Here is a 19,452-nt window from a genome sequence, read left to right on the forward strand (position 1 = left end):
GTGTGGTCAGGCCGCGCGGGCGGCGGTGGTGCGGAAGCGGTCGAAGCGGAACGGGGCGGGATCGACGCAGGGGGTGACCCCGCGCAGGATCTCGGACATCAGCCGCCCCGCGCCGGGGCCGATGCCGAAGCCGTGGCCCGAGAAGCCCGAGCATATGTGAAGCCCGGGCACCCGGTCGATGGCGCCGATGGCGGGGATCGCGTCGGGCGTGGCGTCGATCATCCCGGCCCAGGAATGGGTGCGCCGCGCCGAGGCGAAGGCGGGGAAGGCGCGCTTGAGGTTCTCGAAGCCCTTCGACAGGTGGCCCTCGTGCGGGACCGGGTCCAGCGTGCGGATCCGTTCGAACGGGGTCGCGCCGTCCAGCGCCCAGCGGCGCGGCATCGCCAGCTCGGTCACGAACTGGCCGTTCAGCCGCAGCGACAGCTCGCGCCAGCTGGTCACCAGCGTGGGCAGGAAATCGCGCAGCAGCCGGAAGCTGTCGGGGGTGATCGGCGCGATGTTGGCATTGCGCAGCGCGATCGACCAGCCGCCGTCCAGCCGCTGGCGGAAGGCGAAGTCGCCGCCGCCGACCGGCATCGCGGGCACCGCGCCCGGGCCCTCGACCCGGGTGACCGAGCCGATGATCTTGAGCTGCGGGAAATCGAGCCCGAGGTTGCCCAGGAACAGCCGGCTCCAGACCCCGCCGGCGACGACGGCGCGGGTGCAGCGGATCGTGCCGCGTTCGGTCACCACGGCCGAAAGCGCGCCGCCCGCGGTCTCGATCCCGCGCACGGCGCAGGTCTCGAGGATGGTCGCGCCAAGCCGGATCGCGGCGCGCGCCATCTGCGGCACGGCGCGCCAAGGCTCGGCGCGGCCGTCGTCTTCGGTCCACAGGCCCAGCGAGTAGCGCCCGGTGGCGATGCCCGGCAGGTGGCGCGCCAGGGCCGGCCCGTCGAGCAGGTGCGAGCGCAGCCCGCCCGCGCGGGCCTGTTCGGCCCAGCCCTGCGACTGCGCGATTTCGGACGCGGTGCGGCTGACATAGGTGATGCCGGTCTCGCGGAAGCCGGTGTCGATCCCGAAGCGCCGGTCGATATCGTGCCAGAGCGCGAGGCTTTCCACCGACAGCGGCATCTCGCGCGGGTCGCGGCCCATCTGCCGGACCCAGCCCCAGTTGCGGCTGGACTGCTCGCCCGCGATCACGCCCTTCTCGCACAGCACCACGCGCACGCCGGCCTCGGCAAGGAACAGCGCCGTGGTCACCCCGGCGATGCCGCCGCCGATCACCACCACGTCGGTCTCGGCCGGGACCGGGGGCGGGGCGGCGGTCCTGGGGGCGGGGTCGAGCCGTTCGATCTGAAGCGTCTGCATGGCACGGGAGTCCTGGCTGGATCGCCGGACGCGCCCGGCGGGTCACTTGCACGTTCGGCCACCGCGGGCGGTGGCGTTGAGTCGATCCATGCTCATTCATGATCGTTTGTGAAGGAAATTCGGAATCTCCCGCGCCAAGCCTGCCCGTTCGCGCCCAAATATGCATCGTATGCGCAGATTAGCGGCGGATTCCGGGCGTCGATCTGGCCGTATGTACGTTTTCGTTGACAGATCCGTCAGTGCTCGGGCTGCATTCATGCACGAAGTTGCGCATTCGATCGTCAAGCGGCCCGCAGAGGCTGCACGGATCGCCAGCCCGGGCCGCCGGCGCGGTCGCCCGACACCAACAGGGAAACGCGAAGATGACAGTCTCACGCAGGATGTTCATGGCCACCGCGGCCGCCGCCGCCACGCTTTCCGCCACCGCCCGCCCGGGGCTTGCCGCCCCGGTCCGCTGGGACATGGCCGACGAATACGGCGCCGATGCGCTGTCGGGAAAGGCGTCCAAGCACTTCATCGAGACGCTGGCCGCCAAGGTCGGCGACGCCTTCGAGATCAGCTATCAGGGCGGCGGGGCGCTGGGCTACAAGTCGGCCGACCAGTTCGACGCGGTCGCGGACAACGCGGTGCAGTCGGCGGTGACGCTGGTCACCCAGCTGGGCGGGGTCGACCCGTTCTTCAACCTCTCGTCGCTGCCCTTCATCGCCTCGACCCCGGACGAGGCCTACCTGCTGTGGCAGGCGGCGCGGGCCGAGTACGAGAAGATCTTCGACGACAACGGCATGGTGCTGCTGTGGGCGATGCCGAACCCGCCCTCGGGCATAGCGGCGCCGAAGCCGGTGACGGATGTCGCGGCGCTGGCCGGGCTGCGGATCCGCACCTATGACGTGAACGGCACCCAGACCCTGCGCAACGCCGGCGCGGCGCCGCTGCAGGTCGCCTGGTCCGACCTGATCCCGCAGCTGTCGACCGGCGGGCTCGACGGGGTGCTGACCTCGGCCGACGGCTGCACGCAGCTGTCGATCTGGGACTACGTGCCCACCTTCACCGAGCTGAACTATGCCATGGGCCTGTTCATGTGCCACGTGAACAAGGAGGACTTCGAGGCGCTGCCGGCCGAGGTGCAGGCCGCGATGCGCGAGATCGTCGAGGACTGCGACAAGTTCAACTGGTCGATCATGGTCGACAGCATCGAGACCGCCTATGCGAAGATGGAGGCCAGCGGCATGACCGTGACGCGCGCGTCGGGCGTTCCGGCGGCGGTGTTCGAGGGGCTGCAGGCGGCGGGCAAGCCGGTGCGCGAGGCCTGGGTCGAGCAGACCGCCCCGCGCGGCGCGAGCACGCTGGACGCCTTCGAGGCGCTGAAGGCCAGCGCCGGCTGAGGCCGGCCGCCGCGCGCGCCCCGGGCGCGGGCAGACACCCCGCGCGCGCAGCCCTCTCCATGCGGTGTGCGCGGGGCCGCCGCGGCCCCCCCGCCCGCCCGTTCCCCCGGGCAGGCCGCGGGGGGGCCGCACGCAGCCCGACGGCGGTCGATGCCGGTCGGGATCACGTCAGCGGGAGTGCATCATGCGCCTAGAGGCGACCACCGAGACATTCGACGCCGGTCACGCCGCCGCCGGTCCCGCCACCAGTGCCGAGCCGCGCTGGCTGGCCGCGATCGCCGCGCTGTCGGGCNATCATGCGCCTAGAGGCGACCACCGAGACATTCGACGCCGGTCACGCCGCCGCCGGTCCCGCCACCAGTGCCGAGCCGCGCTGGCTGGCCGCGATCGCCGCGCTGTCGGGCGGGCTGAACCGGCTGGCGGCGGTGCTGGCGGGGGCGATGCTCGTCGCGATGACCGCGCTGATCCTGGTCGAGATCGGGATGCGCTTCTTTTCGCGCTCGACCTACATGGCCGATGTCTTCGGCGGCTACGGCGTCGCCGCGATCACCTTCATCGCCGCGCCCTGGGCGCTGGAGCAGGGCTCGATGATCCGGGTCACGGTGATCACCGACCGGCTGCCGGGCCTGCTGCGCCGGCTGGTCGAGGGCGCGGGCCTGGTCGCCGCCGGGGCGATCCTGTGGTTCCTGCTGGTCTACGAATGGTCGACGGTCGCGCGGTTCTGGTCGCGCGGCACGATGAGCCAGCATTTCATCCCGGTGCCGCTGTGGATCCCCGAGGCGTTCTTTGCCGCGGGGCTGGTGCTGATGCTGCTGCAGGTGGCGGTGCGCCTGCTGCGGCTGTGCGTCACCGGGCGCACCGACGACACCACCCTGTCGCTGTGAGGACAAGCCGATGACCGTCGCCCTTTCTTCCGCCGTGCTTCTCGGGCTGCTGGTGCTGTTTCTCGGCGCCGGGATCTGGATCTTCGCCGGCCTGATGCTGGTCGGGGCCGGCAGCATGTACTTCGCCGGCGACATGCCGCTGGCGCGCATCGGCTCGGTCGCGACCAAGGTAATCTCGTCCTCGGCCATCTCCTGGGAACTTGCCGCGATCCCGATCTTCATGTGGATGGGCGACATCATCTTCCGCACCGACATCTCGCAGCGGCTGTTTCGCGGCCTTGCGCCGATGGTGGCGCGGGTGCCGGGGGGGCTTTTGCACACCAACGTGCTGGGCTGCACGATCTTCGCCGCGATCTCGGGGTCGTCGACCGCGACCACCGCCACGGTGGGCAAGATCACGATCCCCGAGCTGATGGCGCGCGGCTACGACATCCGCCTCGCCTCGGGCTCGCTGGCCGGGGCGGGCAGCTTCGGGCTGCTGATCCCGCCCTCGATCGCGATGATCGTCTACGGGGTGCTGGCCAATGTCTCGATCGCGAAGCTGTTCGCGGCGGGGCTGATGCCGGGGCTGATGATGGCGGCGCTGTATTCGGGCTATATCGCCATCTGCTCGGTCCTGCGCCCCGAGCGCGCGCCGCGGTTCGAGGGCGAGGTCTCGGCCCGGACGCTGGCGCGCGGGCTTCTCGACCTCGTGCCGATCATGGTGCTGATGGTGGTGGTGCTGGGCTCGATCTATTCCGGCATCGCCACCCCGTCCGAGGCCGCGGCCGTGGGCGTGCTGGGCGCGGTGCTGATCACCCTCGTCACCGGCCAGTTCTCGGTCGCGCTGATGCTCGACAGCCTGGCCAGCACGATCCGGGTCTCGGCGATGATCCTGATGCTGATCGCGGCCTCGAGCTTCCTGTCCGCGGCGCTGGCCTACCTGCACCTGCCGGTCGAGATCACCGAGGGCATCGCCGGGCTGAACCTGTCGCCCTACGGCGTGCTGGCGATTCTGGCGCTGCTGTACATCGTGCTGGGGATGTTCCTCGACGGCACCTCGATGACGGTGATGACCGTGCCGATCGCGGTGCCGCTGATCACCCAGGCCGGCTTCGACCCGGTCTGGTTCGGCATCTACCTGGTGATCATGATCGAGATGAGCGCGCTGACCCCGCCGGTCGGGCTGAACCTGTTCATCCTGCAGGGGCTGACTCGCGCCTCGACGCTGGAGACGGTGCGGGCGGCGCTGCCGTTCTTCCTGCTGCTGTGCCTGGGCGTGGTGCTGCTGGCGGTGTTCCCGGGAATTGCCCTGTGGCTTCCGAACCGGCTATGACCGGACCATCCCTGCCGCCTGAGGACCCTGCCCATGACCGACGACGGCCATCCCGTGCCCGCTGACGACACCGCGATCGACCTCGCCGCCGAGGAGATGCTGCCGGCCGAGCGCCGCCAGCACCTGATCGACTGGTTCCGCGACAACAACGCCGGGTCCAGCCAGGACATCGCGCGGATCTTCGGCATCTCGGCCTCGACCGTCCGGCGCGACCTGGACCTGCTGGCCTCGGACGGGATCGTGCGGCGCACCCATGGCGGGGCGGTGCTGATCCGCTCGCGCTCGACCTTCGAGCCCTCGACCGAGATGTCGCGCCGCACCGCCGTCGAGGAAAAGCGCGTCATCGTCGCCGAGGCGCTGCGGCTGATCGAGCCCGAGCAGTCGATCCTGATCGATACCGGGTCGGTCGTGTGCCACCTGCTGGCCGATGCGATCGCGACGCTCGAGATGCCGCTGACGGTGATCTCGAACGATCTGCACGTGGCCAAGGCGCTGACCTACCGGCCGAACATCCACCTGTTCGTGCCGGGCGGGGCCTGCCGCGACGGGTCGTTCAGCCTGCTGGGCGAGCCGGGGATCAGCTTCCTGCGCGACATCCGGTGCGACCTGCTGTTCATGTCGGCCGCGGCGGTGGACGAGGTCTGCCTGTCCGAGACGCATCTCGAGCTGGTGCACCTCAAGCGCGCGATGATCGCGGCGGCGGCGAAGGTGGTGCTGATGGCCGACAGCAGCCGGTTCATGTCGCGCGCGCTGCACCGCTCGGCCACGATCGACGAGATCGACATGATCATCACCGACGAGGGGCTGAGCGCCGAGGACATCGCCCGATTCCCCGCGCCGGGTCCCGAATTCCGCCTCGCCCGGCTCTGATCCGATTCGGGCCGGGCCGGCCCCGGGATGGGCGGGTCGCGACGGCGCCGCGCAACGGAAAAGGCCGCCGGGTTGCCCCGACGGCCGCATCCTGTCAGCTCGTGACCTTGCGGTCCGCGCGTGTCAGGCCCCAGGGATCAACCCTGGCGGGCCTTGTAGCGCTTCTGCGTCTTGTTGATCACGTAGATGCGGCCTTTGCGGCGCACGACCTGGCAATCGCGGTGACGCTGCTTGAGCGAGCGGAGCGAGTTACGGACCTTCATAGGTCTTCTCCCATTCGCGGCGCGCGTGCGCCTTGAAAAAAATGTGCCCCCGTTGCCGGGGGCGGTGATGGTGGGCGCGACAGGGATCGAACCTGTGACCACTACGATGTCAACGTAGTGCTCTACCGCTGAGCTACGCGCCCGTCCTCGTCGTCTTGCCCCCCTGTTTCTTGCCGAACCAGCGGGGCAGGTCGTCTCGGTCCCGGGGTCTATAGACAGTTCCAAAAAGGCTTTCAAGGGCTTTTGGCAAACTCGTTCGCAGGACTATATTGCACCTGCCATGGAGCTTTACGAAGACACCCCCTCCTACCGCCTGCGGCTGCCGCACCGGCCTGCCGGGGCGGTGGTCTTCGCCTCGCCGCACAGCGGGAACGAGTATCCGAAGGCCTTTCTGGACAGCGCCTCGCTTGATCCGCATGCCATCCGCTCGTCCGAGGACGCGTTCATGGACCGGCTGCTGGCGCCCGCGCCCGGGGCCGGGGCGCCGCTGCTGAGCGCGGTGCTGCCGCGGGCCTTCGTCGATCTCAACCGCGCGGCCGACGAGCTGGACCCGGCGCTGATCGAGGGGGTGCGCGGCACGCCGCACAACCCGCGAGTCGCCTCGGGGCTGGGGGTGATTCCCCGCGTCGTCTCGGCCGGGCGGGTGATCCGGCAGGGCAAGATGCCGCGCGCCGAGGCCGAGGCGCGGCTGGCGCTGGCCTGGCATCCCTATCACCGGCGGTTGTCGCAGCTTCTGGACCAGACCTGGGGCGCGCAGGGGCAGGCGATCCTGGTCGACATGCATTCGATGCCGCACGAGGCGGTCGAGCAGGGCCGGGGCCCGCGGCCGCAGGTGGTGATCGGCGACCGCTTCGGCGCCACCGCCAGCGCCGGCATCGTCCACCGCATCGAGGCCGCCTTCGAGGCCGAGGGCCTGCGCGTCGGCCGCAACGTGCCCTTCGCGGGCGCCTACGTGGTGCAGGTCCACGGCCGGCCGGCGTCGAATCGCCACGCGGTGCAGATCGAGATCGACCGCGCGCTGTACATGGACGAACGCACGATCACCCCGCATGCGGGCTTCGACGACTTCGCCGCGCTGATCGGGCGGGTGATGGCGCGGATCATCGACATCGGCCGGGCCGAGGCCGAGCCGCTGGCCGCCGAGTGAGGCGCCCGTACCCGCCCCCGCGCCAGCGGTGCCGCGCGGCCCGCTAGCGCAGGCTGCGGCCCTTGCGGATCGCGTCGGCGCCGAATCGCGCGCGGATCGCGTCGGTCGCACGCTCGGTCGCGGCGCGGGTCCGCGCCCCGGGGTCGAGCAGGTCGCCAGTGAGGTCCGCGCCCGAGGCCGGCACCAGATCCGAGATCCCGACCCCGATCAGCCGGAACGGCCCCGGGTCGCGGTTCGCGCGCATCAGCGCCTCGGCCTCGGTCCAGATCACGTCGGCAAGCTGCGTCGCCTGCCTGAGCGCGTGGCGCCGGGTGATCAGGGTGAAATCCGCGCGCTTGAGCTTCAGCGTCACCGTCCGCCCGGCCAGCTCCTTGGCCTTGGCGCGGTCCGACACCTGCTCGGACAGCCGCCAGACATGGCCCAGAAGCGTGTCGAGCGCGGCCGTGTCCTCGTTGAACGTCGTCTCCTTGGAAATCGACTTCACCGGGTGGTGCGGCGAGACGCGCCGGTTGTCCTGCCCCCGCGCCAGGTGCCACAGCCGGTCGCCCGAGGCGCCGAACCGCTCGGCCAGGTCGCGCCGGTCCCAGCGCAGCAGGTCGTCGAGCGTGCGGATCCCCGCGCGTTCCAGCGCCGCCTGCGTGGCCGCGCCCACCCCCCAGATCAGGCCGACGGGCTTGCCCTTCAGGAACGCCGCCGTGTCGCCCCGCCCGATCACCGAGAAGCCCTTGGGCTTGTCCAGATCCGAGGCGGTCTTGGCCAGGAACTTGTTGTGCGACAGCCCGATCGAGCCGGTGACGCCCAGCTCGCGCTCCATCCGCCCGACGAGTCGCGCCAGCAGCACCGCCGGCGGCGCGCCGTGCAGCCGCGCGGTGCCGGTCAGGTCGAGGAACGCCTCGTCGAGCGACAGCGGCTCGATCAGCGGGGTCAGCTCCTCCATCATCGCGCGGACGGCGCGGCTGACCTCGACGTAGCGGGCCATGCGCGGCTTCACCACCGCCGCGTCGGGGCACAGCTTCAGCGCCTGGAACATCGGCATCGCCGAGCGCACGCCCGAGATCCGCGCGATGTAGCAGCAGGTCGAGACCACGCCGCGGGTGCCGCCGCCGACGATGACCGGGCGGTCGGCCAGCGCCGGGTCGTCGCGCTTTTCGACGCTGGCATAGAAGGCGTCGCAGTCCATGTGCGCGATCGACAGCTCGAACAGCTCGGGATGCGCCAGCACCCGCGGGCTGCGGCAGGCCGGGCAGCGCGCGCGGCCACCCGCCGCCGCCTCGAACCGGGCGAGGCAGTCGCGGCAGAGCGCGGGAAGGGGACCGGTGGCAGGCGGGGTGGACATGGCCCGATCATATCAGCCGCCGCGGCCGGGGGCAGGGGGCATCGGCAGGGGGGCATCGGTGGTCGCCCGCGGTCCCGCCACCCCGGCGCCGGGGTCCCGGCCCCGGTGGTCCCGGCCCCGCGCGCCCGGGTCCGGTGATGCAGATCGGGCGCAGCCCTGCGGCGATCGCGCAACCGGGCGCTGCGGGCGCTTGACCGTTAACCTCTGCACCGGTCAGTACAGTTGGGCCTGAGGGGGCGAGATCAATACCCGGCGGCTTGGCCGTCCGGAGCAGGAGGTTACAGACCCATGGCCATCATCCAAGGCCGCACCGCCCGTGCAGGCGCCATCGCCATCACCCTTGCCACCGCTGCCGCAGGCAGCGCGCAGGCCGCCGATTTCGTGATCGGCGCCGGCCGGCTCGACTACAGGAACGACGACGCGGCCTATCTCGCGCTTGAACTGCACAGCGAGACGATGTGGTCGCTTGGCGGTCTCGACGTCGGGCTCGGTCTTGGCGCGGTGTTCAGCGATGCCAGCAGCTCGTGGCTCGGGGGCGGGGTCACCGCGCTCTACCCGATCGGCTACCGCTGGTTCGTCGAGGGCAGCTTCATGCCCGGGCTCTACGATGCCGGCGGCTATGCCACCGACCTTGGCAACGACCTCGAGTTCCGCACCCAGATCGGCATCGGCTATCGCCTGAACGAGCGCAGCGCGGTCTCGCTGGCCGCGAGCCACATGTCGAATGCCGACACCGCCGACGAGAACCCGGGCGTGAACGGCGTCTCGCTGCGGCTGCGCACGAACTTCTGACCGGGGCAGGCCGGGGGGGCGCGGCCCCCCCCGGACCCCCGCGGGATATTTCCGCAAAGTCGAGACAGGCGCCCGGTCCGCCGGGCGCCCGGTCGTCACTTCAGAAGGGTGATGTCGCGCACCGCGCCCTTGGCGGCCGAGGTCGCGAAGGCGGCATAGGCCTTGAGCGCGGTCGAGACCTTGCGGTCGCGCGCGACCGGGGTGTAGGCGGCCGCGCCGCGGGCTTCCTGTTCGGCCCGGCGCGCGGCCAGCTCGTGGTCGTCGATGCGCAGCGCGATGGTGCGGCCGGGGATGTCGATGTCGATCATGTCGCCGTCCTTGACCAGCGCGATCGCGCCGCCCTCGCCCGCCTCGGGGCTGACGTGGCCGATCGACAGGCCCGAGGTGCCGCCCGAGAAGCGGCCGTCGGTGATCAACGCGCAGGCCTTTCCGAGGCCCTTCGATTTCAGGTAGCTGGTCGGATAGAGCATCTCCTGCATGCCCGGTCCGCCGCGCGGCCCCTCGTAGCGGATCACCACCACGTCGCCCGCGACCACCTTGCCGGTCAGGATCGCCGAGACCGCGTCGTCCTGGCTTTCGTAGACCTTGGCCGGACCCGAGAACTTCAGGATCGATTCGTCGACGCCCGCCGTCTTCACGATGCAGCCGTCGAGCGCGATGTTGCCCGCAAGCACCGCGAGGCCGCCGTCCTGGCTGAAGGCATGGGTCTTCGAGCGGATCACCCCCGTCTCGCGGTCGGTGTCGAGCGAGGTCCAGCGCTGCTGCTGGCTGAAGGCGACCTGCGTCGGCACGCCGCCCGGGGCGGCCTTGAAGAACTCCTGCACCTGTTCGGAGGGGTCGAGCGCGATGTCCCAGCGCTCGATCGCGGCGCCGATCGAGGGCGAATGCACCGTCGGCAGGTCGCGGTGCAGAAGCCCCGCGCGGTCGAGTTCGCCAAGGATCGCCATGATGCCGCCGGCGCGGTGCACGTCTTCCATGTGCACGTCCTGCTTGGCGGGCGCGACCTTGCACAGGCAGGGCACGCGGCGCGACAGCCGGTCGATGTCGTCCATGGTGAAGTTCACCTCGCCCTCGCTCGCGGCGGCAAGCAGGTGCAGCACGGTGTTGGTCGAGCCGCCCATCGCGATGTCGAGCGACATCGCGTTCTCGAAGGCCTTGAACGAGGCGATCGAGCGCGGCAGGACCGAATAGTCCTCTTGTTCATAGTGCCGGCGCGCGAGGTCGACGATCAGGTGGCCGGCCTCGACGAACAGCCGCTTGCGGTCGGCATGGGTCGCGAGGGTCGAGCCGTTGCCGGGCAGCGACAGCCCCAGCGCCTCGGTCAGGCAGTTCATCGAGTTCGCGGTGAACATCCCCGAGCACGAGCCGCAGGTCGGGCAGGCCGAACGCTCGATCACCTCGACCTCTTCGTCGGTATAGCTTTCGTCGGCGGCGACGACCATCGCGTCGACGAGGTCGAGCGCGACCTCCTTGCCCTTCATCAGCACCTTGCCGGCCTCCATCGGCCCGCCCGAGACGAAGACGGCCGGGATGTTGAGGCGCATGGCGGCCATCAGCATGCCGGGGGTGATCTTGTCGCAGTTCGAGATGCAGACCATCGCGTCGGCGCAGTGCGCGTTGACCATGTATTCGACCGAGTCGGCGATGATCTCGCGCGAGGGCAGCGAATAGAGCATGCCGGCGTGGCCCATCGCGATGCCGTCGTCGACGGCGATGGTGTTGAACTCCTTGGCGACGCCGCCCGCGCGCTCGATCTCGCCCGCGACCAGCTGGCCGAGGTCCTTGAGATGGACGTGGCCCGGCACGAACTGGGTGAACGAGTTCACCACCGCGATGATCGGCTTGCCGAAATCGCCGTCCTTCATGCCGGTGGCGCGCCACAGGCCCCGGGCACCGGCCATGTTGCGGCCATGGGTCGAGGTGCGCGAACGATAATGCGGCATGGGTCTGGTCCTTGGCTGGGGGCCCGCGCCGGCGCCCCTCGGGGCCGCCGCGGACGTGAGTTCCTCGGGCGCGGACCATACAGAGACGCAAGCGGAAGGAAAAGCGCCGAACGCCGGGCCGAATGTTTCGTGAAGCCGCGGCGCGGCGCAGCTTTGTGATCCGGCGGCGCGGAGGACGCGGGCGGCGATGGGGCTTCGGACGGCCTTCGGCGGGATTCCGCGACTCCGGCGCGGGCGCCCGGAACTGCGGATGGGCCGGCCGGGTTGTCTGCCCAGAACCTGTGAACTCAGGAGGACATGACATGCAGGACAACTACGGCAACGCGCCGCGCGACCCCGCTCTCGATCCGCGCCTTCAGACCACCCGCAGCTCGGGCGGCAATGGCATCTTCTTCATCCTCGGCGCCATCGTGGTGGCGCTGGGCGTGATCTTCTTCCTCGTCTCGGGCAACGAGCCCTCGGCTCCGGCCCCCGACACGGCGATCGAGAACAACGTGACTGCGCCCGCCGCGGACACCGCCGCGCCCGAGGCCAGCGCCCCGGCGGCGACCGCCCCGGTCGAAGAGCCGGCCGCTCCGGCCGCCCCGGCCCCGGAAGCCGCCCCCGTGGATCAGGGCACCGAGACCGCGCCGGCGCCGCAGAACTGATCGCGGCCCGCGCAGGGCACTAAGCCAGACGGACAGGGGCGGCCTTCGGGCCGCCCCTTTTTCGTGGGTCCCATTTCACGGGCCCCGCTTCACCGGCGAACGCGCGGGCGGTCGGCGGCCGACCCGCGCGACGCGGGCGGCATCACTCGGGCGCGTCGAACCCCATCTGCTTCAGCATCGCCTTCATCGCGGCGATCTCCTTTTCCTGTGCGTCGACGATCGCGCGCGCCAGCGCCAGCGTCTCGGCATCCTTGCCGTGGTCCAGCTCGACCTGCGCCATGTCCAGCGCCGACTGGTGGTGCGGGATCATCATCATCAGGAAGTCGGCATCGGGATTGCCGGTCGAGGCCATCCCGCCCATCGCCGACATCATGTCGTCCATCGTGCCCATCAGGGCGGGCATCGCGCCGTCGGCATCGCCCATCGCGGCCATGTCGTGGCCGGAATGGGACATGCCCTGCGCCGCGGCCGGCAGCGTCATCGCCAGGCCAAGCGCGGCGGCGAGCGAGAGGGTCCTGATCGTCATTTTCGGGGGCTCCGCTGGGATTTATCCTTGCATCGCAGAAATATGGCCGCCAGCGAGGCCCGTCGGTCAATCCCCGGCCCGATCACGTTCCCGCGCAGCCCGCCACGGCGGGCCCGGCGGCCGGCAACCGGGTCGGCAGATGCGGTCGGCGGATGGGGTCAGCGGTTGGGCCGCATCGCCCGGGCCGAGGCCATCTCGGCCACGATCGCGGCGGCGGCGGCGCGGGGGTCGGCGGCGCGGTGGATCGGGCGGCCGACGACGATGTGGTCGACGCCGTCGGCGATCGCCTGCGCCGGCGTCGCGATGCGCTTCTGGTCGCCCAGATCGGCACCGACGGGGCGCACGCCCGGCGTGACGATCAGCCGGCCGACCGCCTCGGGCAGGGCGCGCACGCGCGCGGCCTCCTGCGGCGAGCAGATCACCCCGTCGGCGCCGGCGGCCAGCGCCCGCGCCGCGCGCTCGATCGCGATGTCGTGGATGTCGCCCGCGACCATCATCCCGTCGTCGAGATCGCCACGGTCGAGCGAGGTCAGGACGGTGACGGCCAGGATCTTCGTCGCCGATCCGCCGGCGCCTTCCTTGGCCGCGCGCACCACGTGGGGGTCGCCGTGCACGGTGAGGAAATCGAGGTCGAACCGCGCGAGGCCGCGCACCGCCGCCTCGACCGTGGCGCCGATGTCGAACAGCTTCATGTCGAGGAAGATGCGCTTGCCATGCTCGCCCTTCAGCTCGTTGGCGAGCGCGAGGCCGCCGCCGGTCAGCATGCCGAGGCCGATCTTGTAGAAGCTGACCGCGTCGCCCAGCCGCTCGGCCAGCGCGAGGCCCTGCACCGCGTCGGGCAGGTCGATCGCCACGATAAGACGGTCGTCGGCGCGCGGCGCCAGCGTGGCTTCGGTCATCGGATCACCCCTTGGCTGGATTTTCCCTGCTCTGCCGCCAGCGCGGTCCGAGGTCAAGGAAAAGCCGAAGCGGGGATCCGGCGCCCGAGGCAGCCGAGGATCGGGCGTCGGCCCTTGGGGGGGCCCACCCGGCGGCAGGTCAGGGGTGGCGGGTCAGGCGGCGAAGCGGGCGCGGGCCAGCGACTGGCGCTGGTGCAGCATCCGGGCACTGCCGATCAGCCGGTCGCGCAGCGCCCCCTCGCCATGCACCGGGGCAGAGGTCAGCACCCGTGTCTCGAACGGCACGGGGCGACCCTCGGCCTTGACGAGAAGGGTCACCATCGCCTCGACGCAGCCGAAATCGCGCAGGCGGCGGGCATGGGTCACTTTGGCAGAGAGAACGCGCATTTCGGGGCCCTCCTTCGGGCGGGGCGGCCAGGTGCCGCGGGTCAGCCTTGATCCTGCAACGCACTGGGAAAGAAATGGTTTCGCGATCGTGGCGCCCGCGTGACCATTGCGCGGCCCCCCTGCGGCCGACCCCGCGACAGCGCCCGTCACCGGCCCCCCGGCGGGGCGCGCCGGCGGGCTGCGCGAATGCCCCCCGGCAGCCCTTGAAACTGTTGCCCGATGACCACAGATTTTTCCCGAGACCTGCGGGTCCCGTGCCGAATGCGGGCGGGGCCGGAGCGGGGGCTTAACGGGAAAGGGGATATGCCGATGAACATGGAAAAGTTCACGGAGCGCGCGCGCGGCTTCATCCAGGCCGCCCAGACCATCGCGATGCGCGAAGGCCACCAGCGACTGATGCCCGAGCATCTGCTGAAGGCCCTGATGGATGACGACCAGGGACTTGCCGCGAACCTGATCCGCCGCGCCGGGGGCGAGCCCGCCCGCGTGACCGAGGCGGTCGAGCTGGCGGTGTCGAAGAACCCGAAGGTGTCGGGCGACGCCGGCCAGGTCTATGTCGACCCGGCGCTGGTGCGCGTGCTCGACGAGGCCGAGAAGATCGCCAAGAAGGCCGGCGACAGCTTCGTCCCGGTCGAGCGGGTGCTGATGGCGCTGGCGATGGTCAACACCAAGGCCAAGGACGCGCTGGATGCGGGCGCGGTGACGGCGCAGAACCTGAACGCCGCGATCAACGACATCCGCAAGGGCCGCACCGCCGACACCGCCTCGGCCGAGGAAGGCTATGACGCGCTGAAGAAATACGCCCGCGACCTGACCGAGGCCGCCGAGCAGGGCAAGATCGACCCGATCATCGGCCGCGACGACGAGATCCGGCGCACCATGCAGGTGCTGAGCCGGCGGACCAAGAACAACCCGGTGCTGATCGGGGAACCCGGCGTCGGCAAGACCGCGATCGCCGAGGGCCTCGCGCTGCGCATCGTCAACGGCGACGTGCCCGAGTCCCTGCGCAACAAGAAGCTGCTCGCGCTCGACATGGGGGCGCTGATCGCCGGGGCGAAGTACCGCGGCGAGTTCGAGGAGCGTCTGAAGGCGATCCTGAAGGAGATCGAGACCGCCGCGGGCGAGGTGATCCTGTTCATCGACGAGATGCACACGCTTGTCGGGGCCGGCAAGACCGACGGCGCGATGGATGCCGCGAACCTGATCAAGCCCGCGCTCGCGCGCGGGGAGCTGCACTGCATCGGCGCGACCACGCTCGACGAATACCGCAAGTATGTCGAGAAGGACGCGGCGCTGGCGCGGCGCTTCCAGCCGGTGATGGTGTCGGAACCCACGGTCGAGGACACGATCTCGATCCTGCGTGGGATCAAGGAGAAGTACGAACTGCACCACGGGGTGCGGATCTCGGACTCGGCGCTGGTGGCGGCGGCGACGCTGTCGCACCGCTACATCACCGACCGCTTCCTGCCCGACAAGGCGATCGACCTCGTGGACGAGGCCGCGAGCCGGCTGCGGATGGAGGTCGACAGCAAGCCCGAGGAGCTTGACCAGCTCGACCGCCAGATCCTGCAGATGCAGATCGAGGCCGAGGCGCTGCGGAAAGAGGACGACGCCGCCTCGAAGGACCGTCTCGAGACGCTCGAGAAGGAGCTGGCCGAACTGCAGGAGCGCGCCGACGGCATGACCGCCAAATGGCAGGCCGAGCGCGACAAGCTGGATGCGAGCCGCGGGCTGAAGGAACAGCTCGACCGCGCGCGGGCCGAGCTTGAGCAGGCCAAGCGCGAAGGCAACTTCGCCAAGGCGGGCGAGCTGCAGTACGGGCGCATCCCGGACCTGGAGAAGAAGCTGGGCGAGGCCGAGGCGGTCGAGGACGGGCTGATGGTCGAAGAGGCCGTTCGCCCCGAGCAGATCGCCGAGGTGGTCGAGCGCTGGACCGGCATCCCGACCTCGAAGATGCTCGAGGGCGAGCGCGAGAAGCTTCTGAAGATGGAAGAGGTGCTGAGCGGGCGCGTCATCGGCCAGGCCGAGGCGCTGACCGCCGTCGCCAATGCCGTCCGCCGCGCCCGCGCGGGCCTGAACGACGAGAACAGGCCGCTGGGAAGCTTCCTGTTCCTGGGCCCGACCGGCGTCGGCAAGACGGAACTCACCAAGGCCGTCGCCGAATACCTGTTCGACGACGACCAGGCGATGGTGCGCATCGACATGTCCGAGTTCATGGAGAAGCACGCGGTGGCCCGCCTGATCGGCGCGCCCCCGGGCTATGTCGGCTATGACGAGGGCGGCGTGCTGACCGAGGCCGTGCGCCGGCGCCCCTACCAGGTGATCCTGTTCGACGAGGTCGAGAAGGCGCACCCGGACGTGTTCAACGTGCTGCTGCAGGTGCTGGACGACGGGGTGCTGACCGATGGCCAGGGCCGCACGGTCGACTTCAAGCAGACGCTGATCGTGCTGACCTCGAACCTTGGCAGCCAGGCGCTGAGCCAGCTGCCCGAGGGGACGGACTCGACGCTGGCGCGGGCGGCGGTGATGGAGGCGGTGCGGGCGCATTTCCGCCCCGAGTTCCTGAACCGGCTGGACGAGACGGTGATCTTCCACCGCCTGACCCGCGACAACATGGACGGGATCGTCACCATCCAGATGGCGCGGCTGGAAAAGCGGCTGGCGCAGCGCAAGATCGCGCTGGAGCTGGACGAGGCCGCGCGGCAGTGGCTGGCCGACGAGGGCTACGACCCGGTCTTCGGGGCGCGGCCGCTGAAGCGGGTGATCCAGCGCAACCTGCAGGACCCGCTGGCCGAGATGCTGCTGGGCGGCGAGGTGCGCGACGGCGAGACCGTGCGCGTCACCGCCACCGACAGCGGGCTCGTGGTCGGCAGCCGGGTGCGGCCGTCGGCGCGGGTGAAACCGGTCGACGCCTCGGTGCACTGAGGGCCCGCGCGACGGGTGGACGGAAAAGGGGGGCGGTTCCGCAGGGGGCCGCCCCCTTCCGTCAGGCGGCCCGGGTCAGGATCACCGGCCCGCGCGCGGTCGCGACGACGGTGTGTTCATACTGCACGACCGGGGCGCTGGGCAGGCCGTAAAGCGTCCAGCCGTCCTCGCCGGTCTCGGCCATCTCGGCGCCCAGCGACAGGAACGGCTCGACCGTCAGCACCTGCCCCGCCCTGATCCGCCGCCGGTCGCCGCGGGTGGGCCAGGTCGCGATCTCCTCGGGCGCCTCGTGCAGCGCCCGGCCGATGCCGTGGCTGGCGAGGTTCTGCACCAGCGTATAGCCGTTCGCGCGCGCGAAGGCGCCGACGGCGCTGCCGATCCCGGCCAGTTGCCGTTCGGCCCGCACCTGACCGATGCCGATCGCGCAGGCCCGCTGCCCGTCCCGGCACAGCCGCTCCAGCAGCGCCCGGCCCGGCGGCACCACGAACGAGGCGCCGGTATCGGCGAAATACCCCGCCTTCGACGCCGAGACGTCGATGTTCACCAGGTCACCGGCGGCGATCCGGCGCGGGCCGGGCACGCCATGCGCCACCTCTTCGTTCACGCTGATGCAGGTGGCGCCGGGAAAGCCATAGCTCGCCTCGGGCGCCGAAACCGCACCCTCGCGCTCCAGGAACGCCCGCCCGATCGCGTCCAGCTCGCGCGTGGTGATCCCGGGCTCGAGCGCGCGGCGCATCGCCTGCAGCACCTCGGCCACGATCCGCCCGATCTCGCGCAGCCCGGCAAGCTCGTCTTCGTTGGTGACCGTCATCGCGCTGCCCTTTCCCGTTCGCGGCGCCAGCCTATCCCCGCCCGCCGCCGATGTCTTCCGCCCGCCCCCGCCACCGCGGCGGCACCGGCGGTCACAACCCGGTGTAGCGGCGTGAACGGACGTGAGGGATGGATCGCGCCGCGCTAGCGTCGTTCCTGACAAGGTCGAGCGGTCGTGATGCCCGGCCGCAGAACCGGGCGGCCCGCCCGCACGTACCGAGGACATGGCGCCCGGCGCCGCAACGCAAAGGACACCGAGATGACCCGAGACAACGCCCGTATCGGCCCCACCATCGGCTGGTCGCAGGTCACCCCGCGCGCGGACTACCTCAACCGCCGCCAGATCATGGCCGGCGCGCTGGGCCTCGGCCTTGCCGGCCTGGCCGGCCCGGCCGCGGCCAAGCTCGACTACGTGCCCTCGAAGTTCTCGACCGACGAGACGCCGAACACGCTGGAAGAGATCACGAGCTACAACAACTTCTACGAATTCGGCACCGGCAAGTCCGACCCGATGAACTACTCGGGCCAGTTCCAGCCCGAACCCTGGACGGTCGAGATCGGCGGGCTCGTCGACAAGCCCGGCACATGGGGCCTCGACGACGTGCTCAAGGGCATCACCCTCGAGGAGCGGATCTATCGCCTGCGCTGCGTCGAGGCCTGGTCGATGGTGATCCCGTGGATCGGCTTCCCGCTTTCGGCGCTGCTCGAGAAGGCCGGGCCGCAGCCGGGCGCGCGCTATGTCGCCTTCGAGACCGTCGTGCGCCCCGAGGAGATGCCGGGCCAGCGCGCCCGCTTCCTCGACTGGCCCTACCGCGAGGGGCTGCGGATGGACGAGGCGATGCACCCGCTCACCATCCTCGCCACCGGTCTTTACGGCGAGGAGCTGCCGAACCAGAACGGCGCGCCGCTGCGGCTGGTCGTGCCGTGGAAATACGGCTTCAAGGGGATCAAGAGCATCGTGAAGATCACGCTGGTCGCCGACGAGCCGCCCGCGACCTGGAAGATGCTGCAAAGCAATGAATACGGCTTCTACGCCAACGTGAACCCCAAGGTGGACCACCCCCGCTGGAGCCAGGCGACCGAGCGGCGCATCGGCGCGGGCCTGTTCGGCGGCCGGCAGGAGACGCAGATGTTCAACGGCTACGGCGATCAGGTGGCCGATCTCTACAAGGGCATGGACCTTGCAAAGTTCTATTGACGGGCTGCGGCGGTCCGAACCGGTGGCCTGGGTCAATGCCCAGGTCCGCCGCCTGCCGGTCTGGGCGGTGTACCTGCTGGGTGCGCTGCCCGCGGCCTGGATCGTCTGGCTGACGCTGACCGGCGGGCTCGGCGTCGACCCGGTGAAAGAGATCGAGCATCGCCTGGGCAAGCTTGGGCTGCAGTTCCTGCTGGGCGGGCTCGCGGTGACGCCGCTGCGCGCCTGGGCGGGGGTGAACCTGCTGCGCTTCCGCCGGGCGCTGGGCCTTCTGGCCTTCTGGTACGTGCTGGCGCACCTGTTCGCCTGGGTGACGATCGACATGGGCCTGTTGTGGGGGCAGATGGGGCGCGACATCCTCAAGCGGCCCTACATCACCATCGGCATGGCGGCGCTGGTGCTGCTCTTGCCGCTGGCGGTGACGTCGAACAGCTGGTCGATCCGCCGCCTCGGGCCGCGCTGGCGCCAGTTGCACCGGCTGGTCTATGTCGCGGCGGCGCTGGGCGCGATCCACTTCATCATGCTGGTGCGCACCTGGCAGCCCGAGCCGCTGCTGTACCTCGCGGGCATCCTTGCGCTGCTGGCACTGCGCCTCGGGCCGCCCAAACGTTGACGAACTGCCCCCCGGACCGCGCGTTGGGGGTGTACAGGGGGTGCACGCGTGGTGCACGCACGGCACCCCCTTTCCGTCGGCGGTCGAAAGTTCTCCGTGGCGGGCTGACTCGCGCAAGGATCTGAGGGTGGGGGTGATCCCGTAGTGGTGGTGCTGGCTTCTGCCCCCATA

At 70.6% G+C, this 19,452-nt stretch carries 18 protein-coding genes and 1 tRNA gene; 10 read left to right on the forward strand and 9 right to left on the reverse strand.

Annotated elements, in window-relative coordinates; all coding sequences use genetic code 11:
- Positions 1-6 precede the first annotated feature (6 nt).
- On the reverse strand, positions 7-1,347 hold the full coding sequence (locus V8J39_RS12225; RefSeq protein WP_336461154.1) for an NAD(P)/FAD-dependent oxidoreductase: 1,341 nt from the start codon (positions 1,345-1,347) through the stop codon (positions 7-9).
- Positions 1,348-1,709: 362 nt separating this feature from the next.
- Here V8J39_RS12225 and V8J39_RS12230 point away from each other — a divergent pair, with 362 nt between their 5' ends.
- The 4 genes from V8J39_RS12230 to V8J39_RS12245 all read left to right on the forward strand — a co-directional run bounded on the left by V8J39_RS12230 (position 1,710) and on the right by V8J39_RS12245 (position 5,798).
- On the forward strand, positions 1,710-2,729 hold the full coding sequence (locus tag V8J39_RS12230; protein WP_336461155.1) for a TRAP transporter substrate-binding protein: 1,020 nt from the start codon (positions 1,710-1,712) through the stop codon (positions 2,727-2,729).
- A gap of 296 nt (positions 2,730-3,025) precedes the next feature.
- Complete coding sequence (locus V8J39_RS12235; RefSeq protein WP_336461156.1) at positions 3,026-3,613, forward strand: TRAP transporter small permease; 588 nt, start codon at positions 3,026-3,028, stop codon at positions 3,611-3,613.
- Between the two features lie 10 nt (positions 3,614-3,623).
- Positions 3,624-4,928, forward strand: coding sequence for a TRAP transporter large permease (locus tag V8J39_RS12240; protein ID WP_336461157.1), 1,305 nt, complete (start codon positions 3,624-3,626; stop codon positions 4,926-4,928).
- A 33-nt stretch (positions 4,929-4,961) separates the two neighbouring features.
- The gene (locus V8J39_RS12245) at positions 4,962-5,798 is read left to right on the forward strand and encodes a DeoR/GlpR family DNA-binding transcription regulator (protein WP_336461158.1); all 837 of its coding nucleotides are present in this window, start codon (positions 4,962-4,964) and stop codon (positions 5,796-5,798) included.
- A gap of 137 nt (positions 5,799-5,935) precedes the next feature.
- Here the strand turns inward: V8J39_RS12245 and ykgO are convergent, their stop codons facing one another.
- Both ykgO and V8J39_RS12255 read right to left on the reverse strand, forming a co-directional pair.
- Positions 5,936-6,061, reverse strand: a complete 126-nt coding sequence (ykgO, locus tag V8J39_RS12250) for a type B 50S ribosomal protein L36 (protein WP_336461159.1) — start codon at positions 6,059-6,061, stop codon at positions 5,936-5,938.
- Between the two features lie 68 nt (positions 6,062-6,129).
- Positions 6,130-6,204, reverse strand: a tRNA-Val gene (locus V8J39_RS12255).
- A 137-nt stretch (positions 6,205-6,341) separates the two neighbouring features.
- Between V8J39_RS12255 and V8J39_RS12260 the strand changes: the two genes are divergently transcribed.
- The gene (locus V8J39_RS12260) at positions 6,342-7,208 is read left to right on the forward strand and encodes an N-formylglutamate amidohydrolase (RefSeq protein ID WP_336461160.1); all 867 of its coding nucleotides are present in this window, start codon (positions 6,342-6,344) and stop codon (positions 7,206-7,208) included.
- A gap of 43 nt (positions 7,209-7,251) precedes the next feature.
- On the opposite strand, the gene V8J39_RS12265 is transcribed toward V8J39_RS12260, so the two are convergent.
- The gene (locus V8J39_RS12265) at positions 7,252-8,544 is read right to left on the reverse strand and encodes a DNA polymerase IV (protein WP_336461161.1); all 1,293 of its coding nucleotides are present in this window, start codon (positions 8,542-8,544) and stop codon (positions 7,252-7,254) included.
- A 288-nt stretch (positions 8,545-8,832) separates the two neighbouring features.
- Here V8J39_RS12265 and V8J39_RS12270 point away from each other — a divergent pair, with 288 nt between their 5' ends.
- A complete protein-coding gene (locus tag V8J39_RS12270; RefSeq protein WP_336461162.1) occupies positions 8,833-9,336 on the forward strand; it encodes an acyloxyacyl hydrolase in 504 nt (167 codons plus the stop codon).
- Positions 9,337-9,431: 95 nt separating this feature from the next.
- Here the strand turns inward: V8J39_RS12270 and ilvD are convergent, their stop codons facing one another.
- Complete coding sequence (gene ilvD, locus V8J39_RS12275) at positions 9,432-11,279, reverse strand: dihydroxy-acid dehydratase (protein WP_336461163.1); 1,848 nt, start codon at positions 11,277-11,279, stop codon at positions 9,432-9,434.
- 302 nt (positions 11,280-11,581) lie between these two features.
- Between ilvD and V8J39_RS12280 the strand changes: the two genes are divergently transcribed.
- A complete protein-coding gene (locus V8J39_RS12280) occupies positions 11,582-11,926 on the forward strand; it encodes a hypothetical protein (RefSeq protein ID WP_336461164.1) in 345 nt (114 codons plus the stop codon).
- A gap of 142 nt (positions 11,927-12,068) precedes the next feature.
- On the opposite strand, the gene V8J39_RS12285 is transcribed toward V8J39_RS12280, so the two are convergent.
- From V8J39_RS12285 to V8J39_RS12295, 3 genes are all read right to left on the reverse strand, one after another.
- A complete protein-coding gene (locus V8J39_RS12285) occupies positions 12,069-12,452 on the reverse strand; it encodes a DUF305 domain-containing protein (RefSeq protein ID WP_336461165.1) in 384 nt (127 codons plus the stop codon).
- Between the two features lie 158 nt (positions 12,453-12,610).
- Complete coding sequence (gene pyrF, locus V8J39_RS12290; RefSeq protein WP_336461166.1) at positions 12,611-13,351, reverse strand: orotidine-5'-phosphate decarboxylase; 741 nt, start codon at positions 13,349-13,351, stop codon at positions 12,611-12,613.
- 153 nt (positions 13,352-13,504) lie between these two features.
- Positions 13,505-13,738, reverse strand: coding sequence for a hypothetical protein (locus V8J39_RS12295; RefSeq protein ID WP_336461167.1), 234 nt, complete (start codon positions 13,736-13,738; stop codon positions 13,505-13,507).
- Positions 13,739-14,047: 309 nt separating this feature from the next.
- On the opposite strand from V8J39_RS12295, the gene clpB reads away from it, so the two are divergent.
- Positions 14,048-16,663 (forward strand): ATP-dependent chaperone ClpB, encoded by a 2,616-nt coding sequence (clpB, locus tag V8J39_RS12300; protein ID WP_336461168.1) that lies wholly within the window; start codon positions 14,048-14,050, stop codon positions 16,661-16,663.
- 61 nt (positions 16,664-16,724) lie between these two features.
- On the opposite strand, the gene map is transcribed toward clpB, so the two are convergent.
- The gene (gene map / locus V8J39_RS12305; protein WP_336461169.1) at positions 16,725-17,474 is read right to left on the reverse strand and encodes a type I methionyl aminopeptidase; all 750 of its coding nucleotides are present in this window, start codon (positions 17,472-17,474) and stop codon (positions 16,725-16,727) included.
- 258 nt (positions 17,475-17,732) lie between these two features.
- Between map and msrP the strand changes: the two genes are divergently transcribed.
- A complete protein-coding gene (gene msrP, locus V8J39_RS12310) occupies positions 17,733-18,671 on the forward strand; it encodes a protein-methionine-sulfoxide reductase catalytic subunit MsrP (protein ID WP_336461170.1) in 939 nt (312 codons plus the stop codon).
- Positions 18,655-19,281, forward strand: coding sequence for a protein-methionine-sulfoxide reductase heme-binding subunit MsrQ (gene msrQ / locus V8J39_RS12315; RefSeq protein ID WP_336461171.1), 627 nt, complete (start codon positions 18,655-18,657; stop codon positions 19,279-19,281). The genes msrP and msrQ overlap by 17 nt, the downstream gene beginning before the upstream one ends.
- The last annotated feature ends 171 nt before the right edge of the window (positions 19,282-19,452 follow it).

It is taken from the genome of Frigidibacter sp. MR17.24, from assembly GCF_037095655.1.
Lineage (GTDB): Bacteria > Pseudomonadota > Alphaproteobacteria > Rhodobacterales > Rhodobacteraceae > Frigidibacter.